Raw genomic sequence first — 11,994 nt, forward strand, 5'->3', positions numbered from 1 at the left:
GGATGGGCCAGATCAGCCGGCCGCGGAAGCGGTCGTAGATCCCCCGGGAGCCTTCCGAGAACATCCCGGTGAGTTTGAGCTCGGCGTCGGTGTAGCCGCGGCCGCGGAGGTGCTTGAGCAGCGAGTCCCAGCCTTGCGGGGCGTAGCCGACGCCGAACAGTTCCGATGCGGCACGGTCGAAACCGCGGTCGTAAAGGAAGTTTCGGCCTTCTGTGGCACCGGGGGTCAGGAGCTGGGCACGGAAGAATTCGTCAGCGATCTTGTGTGCGTCCAGCAGCCGCTGGCGACGGCCGATTTCCTCGCGATTGGGGCCGGAACCGCCGTCCTCGTAGCGCAGTTCGTAGCCGATCCGCGCCGCGAGCTTCTCTACGGCCTCGTGGAAGGTGGTGTGGTCGAGCTTCTGCACGAAGGAGATGACGTCGCCGTCCTCGCCGCAGCCGAAGCAGTGGTAGCGGCCCACCTGGGGGCGCACGGTAAAGGACGGCGAGCGCTCGTCGTGGAAGGGGCACAGGCCCTTGAAGGATCCCAGGCCCGCCCCCTTGAGGGTCACGTAGCCGTCGATGACTTCCTTGATGTCGGTGCGCTGGCGTACCTCGTCGATATCGTCACGTTTGATCAGGCCAGCCACATAGCTATCCTAGCCCCCGCCCGCGGGCAGCCCGGCGGGGCTGCCCGCGGCCCGGCAGCCGCGCAGCGGCTTACCGCGACTTAACCGCGCCTTGACCGCGGACTAACGGCGGCGCCGGGATTCAGCGGGGGCCGTCTCCCTCAGGCTAAGGGCCAGCATGGGGCACAACGCCACGGCCTCTTGCGCCGCTTCCCGGTCAGCGGCGCGCAGCGGAACATCCGTCCGCTGCCGGCCTACCTTCCCGCGGGCCACCGGGTATCCCCAATCGTCCCTGTCCAGCACGCCGGCGAGCAGCTCGGTGCACAGGCCGCGGCCATCACACTTGGTCCAGTCGATATGAAGGGAGGTGCTCATGCCGCCATGCCTCCGGGCCCGATGCACCGGCCGGTGAGGTGCGCCCGCACGTCGTCGGCAAAAACCTCCAGCGCGCTGCTTACCAGGCCCGTTGTTCCGTCCGGGTGCCGGCACGCGCCGCGTCCGGTGACCAGCTTGCCGAGGCGGTCCAGTTCGGCGAGGAGCCGGGGATCCCGGTCCCTTGCGGCGATGCGGTTGAGGACCGCGGCCATTGCCGGTAATCCGAACATGCACGGTCCGCACTGCCGGGCTGACTCCCCGGCGAGATAGGTAAGGATGCGGGCCGTGGCCTCGACCCCGCACGTGTCCCGGCCCAGCGCGTGGATGACTCCGGCGCCGGGACGCACCATCCGGCTGGCCGGTCCCGCGGGCGACAGCAGCTGGGAACCGGTCCGCACCCAGCGGCCGTGGTAGCCGCCCACCAGCACTGCGGACACGGAGGCGGGATCCATGCCGGCGGCCCCGAGGACGTCGGCGAGCTTTGCCCCGCCGGGCACCTCCAGCACTAGACCGCGTGCCGGGGTGGGACCGGAGACAGACACCAGCCGGGTGCCGGGATCCGCGGCGGTCCCGGCTTCACGGAACCACGCCGCACCGAAGCGGGCGATCAAGGCCACCTGCGCCAGGGTTTCGACATTGACTACCAGGGTGGGACGGCCGTTGAGCCCGGACTCGCTGAGTCGACGGCTTTGGTCCAGCGGAAGCGCAGAGCCGGTGGCGATCATGTTTACGACGGCGCTCGACTCCCCCGAGATGAAGGTCTCCGGCGCTTCCACCACTTCAATCCGCCGCGCACCGGGATGCTCCAGCAAGGCACGCTGCACCCCGGGAATGCTGACCGCCGGCACGTACAGATACATCCGCGAGCCCGCCAACGCCTTGGTAACAGCCAGGAGGCCGTCAATCACCAGATGGGGTGCGTCGGCCAGCAGCGTCTTGTCCTTGAAGCTCAGCGGCTCCCCTTCCGCGCCGTTGGCGATCACCACGGGCCGTGCTGCAAGCAACCCCTTCCGTACGGAGCGGGCGGTGGCGGTGGCTTTCCGCCAGGTCTCGAAGGCGGCGCCGCCGCGGCCGGTGAGGCCCGAGGCCTCCAGCACCGCCAGCAGGCCCGGGGCAGCGACGTCGGGATCCAAAGGCCCGAAGGTTTCCAGGTGACCGGCCAGCCCTGCACCCGGATCCGCTGCCAGGAGGCGGGGCTCCAGCCGGACGGCGGCGGCCCCGGGCGAAGGCGGGAGCACGTCGGGAAACGGGTTCACAGGAGGCGTCCTTCCCGGGCTTTGGCGGTTTCCGGGAACGACGGCGAGAGCCGCCACACCAGGGCTGACGCGACGGCCACTGCTGACCCTGCCGCCAGCGCGAGGAACCACTTGCTGCCCGCATCCGTGCCGTTTCCGAGGGCGTGGGCCATGGCGAGGGGCCAGATGGCGTAGCTGAGCCAGTGGACGGCCTTGAATGCGCGCTGGCCGATCCGGCGCCGCAGCAGGGCTGTCACGACGACGGCCGCCACTAGGTCCAGTGCCACCGTGCCCAGCCCCTGCCAGAACGGCTGGAAGGAGCCCAGGAACGGCACGACGACGTCCACGGGGCGCAGTTTCGCGAAGGAATCCAGCAGCAGGGATCCGATGTGCAGGCCAAGGAATACCGTGGCAAGCAGGACAATATTGCGGTGCAGGATGCTGATGGAAAACCTCGGCAGCTCCAGCAGCGGCCGGCCTGACCTGTTGAGGATGCCCAACAGGACGGACGCGGTAAACAGCGCGAGGGCGATGAACCCGCTGACCCGGCCGAAGGCCCACATTGCCTCATCCACGGGAGACACCTCCGGCGCGCACGCTACGGTCAGCCGCGGGCCAGCCGCCGGTGGCGGCGACCCGGCCGTTGCTGCCGACAAGGCGTGCCGCGATGTTTTCAGACCGGAACCACTCCAGGGCTCCGAAGCCACGGACTATGGCCGCGGTGCTGAAGGCGTTGGCCTCCAGGCACGTGTGAGCTGCCACCGTCACCGACCGCCAGACAGGCTCCGCTGGCAGTCCGAAGCGGGGATCCAGGATGTGATGGACTTCGATCCCTGCATGCTTCCAGCGCCGCTTTTGCGTGCTGGAGGTGGCGAGGGCAAAGCCAGGCGCGAGGGCGATCCGCTGGCTCGGGTCCGAAACAAGGTCCTGGACAAGGATCTGCCAGGATCCCGGCTGTCCGGCACCTTGCGGTCCGGGCCCGGCGGCGGCCAGGTCTCCGCCCAGGCCAACGAGGGCTCCGCAGCCTAATTTCGCGTGCACCTCGGCGGCGGCAAGATCCGCCGCCACGGCTTTGGCCGTGGCGCCCAGGTCGAGGCGAAGATCCGGCGGCACCGTTAGTCTCTGGGCGTCAAGGCTGATCCGTGACCAGCCGGGAGCTCTGGGGCTCGCCGGCGAAGGCGCCGCTGCCCCGTCACCAGCCGAATGATCAAGCGGCAACGGCACGCTGACCAGTCCGTGGCCGTACCCCAGTGCATCAAGGTCGGCGCCTAGGGTCGGATCGACGTCGCCCGCCGTCAGCCGGGCTGCATCGAGGGCACGTTCCATGAGGAGCCTCAGTGTCGGGCTGACAGCGGCTCCGGCCGCCAGCGAGGGTTGGAGCCGCATCAGTTCCGAGTCGGCGCGGAAACGGCTGCAGGCAAGGTCGACGGCGGCTACAACACCCCGGACGATGTGTTCCGCTGCGGGCAGCAACGCCTGCTCTGTGACGGTGAGCGAGGCCTCGAGTCCCCACACGGTCCAGGTGGATTGACCCACAGTTCCAGGGTTTTGCGCCGCAGGACCCGTCATCTCAGGAACCCGACGAATTGCCATGGATGGTCCCGCCGCTGCCCGGTTGCACCGGGCTGGTGCTGCCGTAGCCGCGCGAACGCCGTGTGCTGTTGTCCTGGCTGTTGCCCGAACCGCCGGACGTATTGGAGCCGCCGTACTTGGCGGAGTCGCCGGGCGTCGTGGACGTTCCGGACGTGCCGAAGTTGGAGGTGGAACCCGTCCTGGCAACCACCGAAGGCGTTGAGGCATACACGGCGGCGGCGGCAACACCGGCTGTTGCCAGACTGCCCAGGCCCACGGCAGCGGTAATCCCGCTGGCGAGGCGCTTGCCCCTGCTCCGAGTACTCATGACCTACTCCTGTCCTTTAGGGTGTGCCTCTCCTTCCATACTCCTCGCCGTCCCTGTGTAATTTCTTTGAATTATGTGTAGATCGGGCAACCGGCCGGATACTACGCCGGCCGGCGGCGCCGGTCACCAGAGCGACGGCAGGCTGCCGACGAGCCGTTCGTACATGGCCAGCGCGGACCCGTCGGTCAGCGAGGCGACCTGGTCGATGACGACCCGCAGCCGGGCGCCGTCGTCTGCCGCGGCCCGCCAGTCGGCGGCGAACATCGGTTCCAGGTGACGGGCGCCGGCGGCGTTGAGCGCGGTCACCAGGGCATGCAGGACCTCCCGCTGGCGTTCATAGATCGGCTGCCGGTGTTCGGTGGTCATCACGAAGGTGGTGGCCAGGCCCTTCATTACGGCGATCTCCATCACGGTCTCGTCCGGGACGATGAGTTCGGCGTTGTAGCGGGTGAGGTTTTCCGGACCGTAAACGGCGCGGGTGGTCTCCAGCGCGCTCTGGCAGAAGCGGCCGATCAGCTGGCTGGTCATGTCCTTCAAGGCCGCCATGGATTTGCGGCTGCCGTCGGCCTCGCGGACCCAGACAGGGGTGGCTTCCAGCCGGGCAAGGGCCGCGTCGATGGCTGCCGGATCGTTGTGCGGCAGATACCACTGCTTGGCGTAGCCGACTACCCGGGCCCGGTGGTCGGGGTTGTCCATCCAGCGCAGCTGGAAGTGCCCGGCGACGATCGCGTCCTCGACGTCGTGCACCGAGTAGGAGATGTCGTCCGCGAGGTCCATGACCTGGGCTTCGAGGCAGGAGCGGCGTTCGGGCGCACCCTCCCGGATCCAGTCGAATATGGGCAGGTCGTCCTCATAGGCGCCGAACTTGCTGGTCCGCTGGCCGTGGATCACGGGGGCGTTCGCTGCCGACCACGGGTACTTCGCGGCGGCGTCGAGGCTGGCGCGGGTGAGGTTCAGCCCGGCGGGGCGGCCGTCGGGGGCGAGGACTTTGGGCTCGAGGCGGGTCAGCAGCCGCAGGGTCTGGGCGTTGCCTTCGAAGCCGCCGATCGCGTGGGCCACCTCGTTCAGGGCCGACTCGCCGTTGTGGCCGAAGGGCGGGTGGCCGAGGTCGTGGCTGAGGCAGGCGGTGTCCACGACGTCGGGATCGCAGCCAAGGGCGCGGCCCAGTTCGCGGCCCACCTGTGCGACCTCAAGGCTGTGGGTGAGCCGGGTACGGACGAAATCATCGGTGTCCGGGGCGACCACCTGGGTCTTGGCCCCGAGCCGGCGCAGGGCGGACGAGTGCAGCACCCGGGCGCGGTCCCGTTCGAAGTCGGAGCGGTAGGTGCTCTTGGGTGGCTCCTCGACCCAGCGGGCGCAGTCCCGGTCCACGTAGCCGTCCAGCACCGGGGCGGTAGTCCTGGTTTCAGCCACCGGAGACGTCCAGTTCGGCGAACGAGATATCGCGGGATTGTTCGGCGTCGAGGCTGCGGTTGAGCAGCCAGTCCTTGGGCAGTGCGGGCTTCTTGGGCGAACCGGCCCGGCCGCGGGGGCCCTCGGCGTCGGCCCCGGGGTAGGGCGAATCGAGGTCCAGTTCGTCGAGGGTGCCGCGGAGCACCTCGAGGCTGGTCACGAGGGCCAGCCGGTTCCGCAGTTCGCTGCCCACCACGTAGCCCTTGAGGTACCAGGCCATGTGCTTGCGGATTTCCCGCAGCGCTTTGCCCTCGTCGCCGAAGGTCTCGACCATGAGTTCGGCGTGGCGGTAGATGCTTTCGGCCACCTGGCGCAGTGCCGGCTTGTGCCGGACGTCGCTGCCCTCGAACGCGGCCATCAGGTCGCCGAACAGCCAGGGCCGGCCCTGGCAGCCGCGGCCCACCACGACGCCGTCGACGCCGGTTTCGCGGACCATGCGCACCGCGTCTTCGGCGGACCAGATGTCTCCGTTGCCCAGGACCGGGATATCCGGGAGGGCTTCGCGCAGCCTGGCGATGGCGGACCAGTCGGCCTGGCCGGAGTAGAACTGCGCGGCGGTGCGGCCGTGCAGGGCGACGGCGGCCACGCCGGAATCACGCGCGATCCGGCCGGCGTCCAGGTAGGTCAGGTGGTCCTCGTCAATGCCTTTGCGCATCTTGATGGTCAGCGGGATGTTGCCCCTGGACGCTTCTTTGACCGCGGTCTGCACGATCGAGGTGAACAGGTCGATCTTCCACGGCAGCGCTGAGCCGCCGCCGCGCCGAGTTACCTTGGGCACCGGGCAGCCGAAGTTCAGGTCGATGTGGTCCGCACGGTCTTCCTCGACCAGCATCCGGACGGCCTGGCCCACCGTCACCGGGTCCACGCCGTAGAGCTGGACGGAACGGACGTCCTCGTCCTCGTCGTGCGAAATGATCCGCAGTGACTCGGGCGTGCGCTCAACGAGGGCACGGGAGGTGACCATCTCCGCGACATACAAACCGCCGCCATATTCACGGCACAGTCTGCGGAACGCGGAGTTGGTGATGCCCGCCATCGGAGCCAGGATCACGGGGGTGTCCACCGTGAGGGGTCCCAGCTTGAGCGGCGGGAGGTCCAGCTTGGGGGCGGGAGGCGTTGCTACTACAGTCACCCGACCATTGTCTCAAAGCCGGGCAAATCGGCAGCACGCCCGCCCGGCCATGTGGATATCGCTGGGCTGCGTGCGGCCGCCGGCCCGCCCGGGCAGCCGCCCCACCCGAGCCGGGCCGGTCAGCCGGGCTGGGCGGCCCGCCGTCCGCGGCGGGTCTCCGCCGCCGGCTCGGCGCTCCCCTCGGGCACACCGCCCGGCAGCCTCGCGCCGTCCAGCGCACCGCCGGCGAGCGCACCGGCAGCCACTGCGGCCTCGGCGGTCGCGGGCACGACGACGGCGGACCGGCCGCCGTCGTCCGCGGCGGTTGCGGCGCCCCGGAGGCCGGTGGCTTTCACGACGAGCACCGCGATCAGGGTGGTGACCGGGATGGCGAGGACCAGGCCGATGGAGCCGACGAGCGTGCGGATCACTTCCTCGGATAGCTCGGCGCTGGTGAGTGCGTCGCCCAGCGGCCGTTCGTAGAGCATCACGATGATCAGGATGGGCAGTGCGGCGCCGGCGTAGGCGAACGCGATGGTGTAGACGGTGGAGGCAATGTGGTCCCGGCCGATCCGCATGGCAGAGCTGAAGAGCTTCCGTGCCGAGGTCCCGGGGGCGAGCTCCCAGAGTTCCCACACCGCGGAAGCCTGGGTGATGGTGACGTCGTTGAGCACGCCGAGCCCGGAAATAATGAGCCCGCACAGGATGATCCCCGAGATGGAGATGTGGTCAGAGACGTTGGCCAGGGTGGCGGCGTCATGGTTGCCGACGCCGGCCAGGTTTGCCGCATCGGTGGCCCAGGCCGCCAGGGCGGCGGTGATGCCCAGCCCGAACATGGTGCCCAGCAGCGCCGTCGAGGTCCGGGCGGTGAAGCCGTGGGCGAAGTACAGCACGCCGATCATGATCACTGTGGAGCCGACGACCGCCAGCAGCAGCGGCGGTTTCCCTTCGACCAGGCCGGGCAGGATGAAGGTGACGAGCACGGTGTAGGCGCCGGCCAGGCCGATCAGCGCGCGCAGTCCGCGCCAGCGCGCCACCGCGATCACGACGACGGCATAGAGAATGGCGAGCAGGACGATGGGGAGCGTCCGGACGAAGTCGACGAACACATAGGCAGGCGTGCCCTGGGCCGAGGCGCCCTGCGCCTTGGAGAGGTTCAGGTAGCGGATGTTGTCGCCGATTTTGACGCCGTGGGACTTGGCGACGTCGGGGTTGATGACCACCTTGACCGGGTTTCCGCCCTTGTCCGGTTCGGTATAGGCGAAGCTGCACTGCGAGCCCTGCCCGGGCGCCGCGCCCTGGGCGGAATCGGCGGGCGCGCCCGCTGCGTCCGCGCCGGGCCCCGAGCCGTCCATGCAGCTGCCGACCACGACGCGCTGGATCTTGCCTGTGTCGAAGCTGACGCCCGGTGCGGCCGCGTAGGGGCTGGACAGCTTGATGCCTTCCTTGCTGCCCGAGGGCCACAGCAGCACCATCGCGGCGACGGTCAGCAGGGTCAGCGGGATAAGGATGGCCGCCAGGATCCGGTTGGCCTTCTTCCGGGCGGCGAGCGCCCGGGGCGTCGGTTCGGGATGCCCTTGCGGGGTATGGGAGTGTCCGGCGCCCATCAGCAGTTCAACCTCATGCCCAAAACTCTACGGCGTGGGCGCACCCTGGCCGTCCCCGGCCATGGTGCGCTGGCGCGGCGCGTGGAAACCCGCCGGTTACGCCGGCGCGGTGTTTTGGTTCACATGGAAGAGGTTTTGCGGATCGTACTTGGCCTTGATCTCGCCCAGCCGCCGGTAGTAAGCCGGCGCGGAGCCCATCCTTCCCCGGCCTTGCTCCGAATGTCCTGTGGGTAGGTCCCCCGAAAAGGGGTGCGCACCCGCACCTGCAGGGCCACTTGAACTGCGCCCAGACGGCCCTAAGGTTGGAATTGACGAACGATGTGGAGGACACAACGGTGGCCAGACGCAAGACAGATGACCGGGAAAGCCCTGCGGCCGGGACCGGCCTTGGCGCCCGGGCGGAGCTAACCATTGCCGACCCGGCCGGGCCGACCCGCGGCGTCGCGTTGGTGCTGCACGGCGGACGCGCGGATAGTTTTCAGGCCGTCCGCGGCCGGCACCTCAGCCCGGCCCGGATGCTCCCCTTCGCCCAGGCGCTGCGGAACGAGGGCGGCCCGCAGGGCTTGGCCGTCTGGACCCTCCGGAACCGGTACCGGGGCTGGAACGGACCGGACATGTCCCCGGTCCAAGACGCCCGCTGGGCACTTGCCCAGATCAGCCGCGAGCATCCCGGCGTGCCCGTCTACCTGCTGGGCCATTCGATGGGCGGCCTCACGGCGCTCTGCGTCGCGGACGACCCGCAGGTCGTAGCCGTCGTCGCCCTGGCCCCGTGGCTGGACGGGTCCACGCCGGCGGAACGCGTCGCGGGACGCCGGGTACTGATCGTGCATGGCAGCGAGGACCGCTGGACCAGCCCCAAACACTCGTTGGCCTACGCCCGGCGCATCGAGGGCGTGGCCGAGTCTGTGGACTACGTTTCGCTGCAGGGCGCCGGCCACTTCATGTTCCGCCGGGTCCGGCTCTGGAATGCGCTCGCCAACGGCTTCATCCTTGACGCCTTCGGCGGCAGCGCCGGCGTCGAGTTCCGCGGCACCGGCATCCTCCGCCAGGTCCTGCCCGCCGCGGCCAAACTCCCGGTGGTGCTGTGATGCCGGCATTCCCGCTGGAGGCCTTCCTGGCAAGCCTTCCCTGGGTGGTCCTTGGACTGGTGGCACTGCTGGCCGTGACGTTCTCCGTCGCCGTGCGGCAGAGCCGCCACTCGGTCATCGACACGGTCTGGGGCCTGGGCTTCGTCGTGGCGGCCGGGGTCTCGTGGCTGCTGTCCGCGGGCCACGGCGACGGCGGCCGCCGCCTGCTGCTGCTGGCCCTAGTCGCCGTCTGGGGCATCCGGCTGGCCGCGCACATCGGCGTCCGCGCCCGCGGGGGCCACGAGGATCCGCGCTACGTGGCCATGCTCTCCTCGGCCCCCGGCTCGCGCAACAGCTACGCGCTCCGCCGCGTGTACCTGCCGCAGGGCGTGGTGATGTTCTTCGTCTCACTCACCCTCCAGGTCGGCATGTTCAGCACGGGGGCCCTGGGCTGGCTGGCACTGCTGGGGACCCTGCTGTGGCTGGTCGGCTTCGTCTTCGAGACGGTTGGGGATTGGCAGTTGGCCCGGTTCAAGGCGGATCCGGCTCGACGCGGCACGGTCCTGGACACGGGCCTCTGGCGCTACACCCGGCACCCGAACTACTTCGGCGACGCCGCCGTCTGGGCCGGGCTGTTCCTGGTCGCCGCGGACTCCTGGCCGGGTGCGCTGACAGTCCTCTCCCCCGCGCTGATGATCTGGACGCTGGCCGGAAAGACCGGGAAGCCGCTGACTGAGAAGGCGATGTCCGCCCGGCCCGGCTACAAGGAATACGTCGAATCGACCTCGGGCTTCATCCCGAGGCCGYCGCGCCGGCGGAAGACGCGCAGCCGGCGTCAGGGCCATCAAAAGCCCCGCCCCCACAACACCGGCGGACACTGAGATGCAGGCGGCCGGACGCGGCTGGCGGCCCAAGCCCAGCGACCGTTTCTACCGCGTGATCATCCGGACCGGACAGGCGCTGCGCTGGCTGTTCCGGCTCCGGGTCATCGTCACCGGGCAAGAACATCTGCCCGGGGCGGTCCCGCCCGGCTCGTCCCCGGGCACCTCCTCCCGGCGCCCCACCCCCGGGGCGGGCGCCGTCGTCGCCATCACACATTTCGGCTATCTCGACTTCGCCGTCGCCGAGCTGTTGCTGTGGGGGCACAACAGGGCCCAAATGCGCTTCCTGATCACCCAGGGAGCGGCCGACCACTGGTTCGCCGGGCCAGCCGTCAGCGCCGCCGGGCACGTCGTCGTCGGCTATGGCGGCGGCTCCCACGCTTACGACGCGGCCGTGCAAAAGCTGCGCGAGGGCGAGTACATCGCGATCCTGCCCGAGGCCGGGGTGAGCCGCAGCTTCCGGGTCCGGGAATGCAAAACCGGTGCCGTGCGGATGGCAGCCGAGGCCGGCGTCCCCATCATCCCGGTCTCGGTCTGGGGTGCGCACCGGGTCATGACCCGGCACCACGGCTTTTCGCCGTTCCGGGCCTGGCGGGCGCCGGTGCGCGTGCACGTCGGTAAGCCGTTCACCCCCGGCCGAGAGCTCGACGTCGCTGCCGCCACCGAAAGGTTGCGCGAAATCCTTCAGTACGGAATCGACGCCGGCATCGCCGACTTCCCGCTGAAGCCGGAACCGGACGCCTGGTGGATGCCGGCTGCCCTCGGCGGCGGCGCGCCCAACGAGGAGGAACGTCGACGGCTGGATGAAGCCGAAGGCCCGCGCCGCGCACGCAGCCGGCATCGCTAAAGCCCCACTCAGCCGCCGTCTAACCCAAAACTGACCCGCAGTTGTTGTCGCTTACCCTCCTGTAAACGACAACAACTGCGAGTCAGTTGGGCTAACGGGGCTAGACCGGGTCGGAGACGATCAGGGTGTCTGCGCCGGCCTGCCGGGCCTTGCCCTCTTCCAGCAGCGGCTCGACGACGGCGCGCAAGGCCGTCATGGAGTCGTCAAGTTCCAGCAGAACCGGGTACTGGTACGCGATCAGCGCCAGCAGGTCCCGGACAGCGGTCCGGGCGTCGTCGTCGGAGAGCGCCGGGTCATGGCCCAGGAACACGTCGGACGGTTCGCCGGCGGTGGCGGAGTGGCCGTTCTCAGGGCCGCCCATCTCCGGGCCGCCCTGCGCGTAGCTGATCGCAAACGCCTGCAGCCGCCCTTTCTTCTTGGCGGGCACGCCCGCACCGAAGGCACTGGCCTTGGGCGAGCGCAGCACGATCGCGCCGTGCGCGCCGCTCAGATCGTCCAGGAACAGCCGCTGCACAGTGGGGATGCTGAGTTCGCCGGGGCTGTCCCAGTAGTGCACGGCGGTGTAGTACCGCCCCACGACGTCGCTCAGTTCCACCGAACCGGTGGCCAGATCCTCCACCTGGTCCGAGGCCGCGGCTTCGGAGCCGTCGCCGAACACGGGGAGTTTCAAGGCTCCGGGCTCCACGACGACGAGGCGGGAGCGCTGGATCGGGGCCAGTCCGGCGGCCTCGGCGAAGGCAGCGCCGGGCGTGCCCGGCTCCACCTTGGTCCGGAGCCGGGACACTCCCGACGGCGATCGTTCCGCCTCGTGCCGGAGCATGGCCAGCAGCGTGGAGCCGATGCCGGCGCGGCGGTGGTCGCGGGCCACCTCGACGTAGACCCAGAGGCGTTCCGGATGCAGCGAGGCCTCGT

Annotated in this window: 14 protein-coding genes; 3 read left to right on the forward strand and 11 right to left on the reverse strand. The window is 69.7% G+C overall.

The window, feature by feature from the left end:
- The 10 genes from AB4Y86_RS03305 to AB4Y86_RS03350 form a co-directional block, all read right to left on the reverse strand.
- A partial coding sequence (locus AB4Y86_RS03305; RefSeq protein WP_441400045.1) for a DNA primase occupies window positions 1-628 on the reverse strand: 628 nt, incomplete at its 3' end.
- 102 nt (window positions 629-730) lie between these two features.
- The gene (locus AB4Y86_RS03310) at window positions 731-982 is read right to left on the reverse strand and encodes a ferredoxin (protein WP_441400047.1); all 252 of its coding nucleotides are present in this window, start codon (window positions 980-982) and stop codon (window positions 731-733) included.
- A complete protein-coding gene (locus AB4Y86_RS03315) occupies window positions 979-2,238 on the reverse strand; it encodes an NADH-ubiquinone oxidoreductase-F iron-sulfur binding region domain-containing protein (RefSeq protein ID WP_441400048.1) in 1,260 nt (419 codons plus the stop codon). Before AB4Y86_RS03315 ends, AB4Y86_RS03310 begins: the two co-directional genes overlap by 4 nt.
- Window positions 2,235-2,792, reverse strand: a complete 558-nt coding sequence (locus AB4Y86_RS03320; RefSeq protein WP_441400050.1) for a ferric reductase-like transmembrane domain-containing protein — start codon at window positions 2,790-2,792, stop codon at window positions 2,235-2,237. The genes AB4Y86_RS03315 and AB4Y86_RS03320 overlap by 4 nt, the downstream gene beginning before the upstream one ends.
- Window positions 2,785-3,753 carry an FAD:protein FMN transferase gene (locus AB4Y86_RS03325; protein WP_441400052.1) on the reverse strand — a complete coding sequence of 323 codons (969 nt, stop codon included), beginning with the start codon at window positions 3,751-3,753 and terminating at the stop codon, window positions 2,785-2,787. Before AB4Y86_RS03325 ends, AB4Y86_RS03320 begins: the two co-directional genes overlap by 8 nt.
- A gap of 34 nt (window positions 3,754-3,787) precedes the next feature.
- On the reverse strand, window positions 3,788-4,117 hold the full coding sequence (locus AB4Y86_RS03330) for a hypothetical protein (RefSeq protein ID WP_441400054.1): 330 nt from the start codon (window positions 4,115-4,117) through the stop codon (window positions 3,788-3,790).
- A 123-nt stretch (window positions 4,118-4,240) separates the two neighbouring features.
- Window positions 4,241-5,530 carry a deoxyguanosinetriphosphate triphosphohydrolase gene (locus AB4Y86_RS03335; protein ID WP_441400056.1) on the reverse strand — a complete coding sequence of 430 codons (1,290 nt, stop codon included), beginning with the start codon at window positions 5,528-5,530 and terminating at the stop codon, window positions 4,241-4,243.
- The gene (gene dusB, locus AB4Y86_RS03340) at window positions 5,523-6,701 is read right to left on the reverse strand and encodes a tRNA dihydrouridine synthase DusB (protein WP_441400058.1); all 1,179 of its coding nucleotides are present in this window, start codon (window positions 6,699-6,701) and stop codon (window positions 5,523-5,525) included. The genes AB4Y86_RS03335 and dusB overlap by 8 nt, the downstream gene beginning before the upstream one ends.
- A gap of 119 nt (window positions 6,702-6,820) precedes the next feature.
- On the reverse strand, window positions 6,821-8,287 hold the full coding sequence (locus AB4Y86_RS03345) for a YibE/F family protein (RefSeq protein WP_441400060.1): 1,467 nt from the start codon (window positions 8,285-8,287) through the stop codon (window positions 6,821-6,823).
- Window positions 8,288-8,383: 96 nt separating this feature from the next.
- Window positions 8,384-8,485, reverse strand: a complete 102-nt coding sequence (locus AB4Y86_RS03350) for a BBE domain-containing protein (RefSeq protein WP_441400062.1) — start codon at window positions 8,483-8,485, stop codon at window positions 8,384-8,386.
- 110 nt (window positions 8,486-8,595) lie between these two features.
- On the opposite strand from AB4Y86_RS03350, the gene AB4Y86_RS03355 reads away from it, so the two are divergent.
- Genes AB4Y86_RS03355 through AB4Y86_RS03365 form a run of 3 tightly spaced genes read left to right on the forward strand, consistent with a single transcriptional unit; the run spans window position 8,596 to window position 11,082 of the window.
- On the forward strand, window positions 8,596-9,375 hold the full coding sequence (locus tag AB4Y86_RS03355) for an alpha/beta hydrolase (protein WP_441400064.1): 780 nt from the start codon (window positions 8,596-8,598) through the stop codon (window positions 9,373-9,375).
- The gene (locus AB4Y86_RS03360; protein WP_441400066.1) at window positions 9,375-10,235 is read left to right on the forward strand and encodes a DUF1295 domain-containing protein; all 861 of its coding nucleotides are present in this window, start codon (window positions 9,375-9,377) and stop codon (window positions 10,233-10,235) included. The genes AB4Y86_RS03355 and AB4Y86_RS03360 overlap by 1 nt, the downstream gene beginning before the upstream one ends.
- Window position 10,236: 1 nt before the next feature.
- A complete protein-coding gene (locus AB4Y86_RS03365; protein WP_441400068.1) occupies window positions 10,237-11,082 on the forward strand; it encodes a lysophospholipid acyltransferase family protein in 846 nt (281 codons plus the stop codon).
- Window positions 11,083-11,182: 100 nt separating this feature from the next.
- Here AB4Y86_RS03365 and AB4Y86_RS03370 read toward each other — a convergent pair.
- Window positions 11,183-11,994: GNAT family N-acetyltransferase (locus AB4Y86_RS03370; protein WP_441400070.1), on the reverse strand; the 812-nt coding region annotated here is incomplete at its 5' end.

The sequence above is a fragment of the Arthrobacter sp. 2YAF22_2 genome, from assembly GCF_052114645.1.
Classification (GTDB): Bacteria; Actinomycetota; Actinomycetes; order Actinomycetales; family Micrococcaceae; genus Arthrobacter.

What these genes read in the sequence shown, in the direction of transcription:
- AB4Y86_RS03330 (WP_441400054.1), bottom strand. Translation starts at nt 4,117, where the DNA reads ATGAGTACTCGGAGCAGGGGCAAGCGCCTCGCCAGCGGGATTACCGCT.
- AB4Y86_RS03345 (WP_441400060.1), bottom strand. Translation starts at nt 8,287, where the DNA reads ATGGGCGCCGGACACTCCCATACCCCGCAAGGGCATCCCGAACCGACG.
- AB4Y86_RS03350 (WP_441400062.1), bottom strand. Translation starts at nt 8,485, where the DNA reads ATGGGCTCCGCGCCGGCTTACTACCGGCGGCTGGGCGAGATCAAGGCC.
- AB4Y86_RS03310 (WP_441400047.1), bottom strand. Translation starts at nt 982, where the DNA reads ATGAGCACCTCCCTTCATATCGACTGGACCAAGTGTGATGGCCGCGGC.
- AB4Y86_RS03365 (WP_441400068.1), top strand. Translation starts at nt 10,237, where the DNA reads ATGCAGGCGGCCGGACGCGGCTGGCGGCCCAAGCCCAGCGACCGTTTC.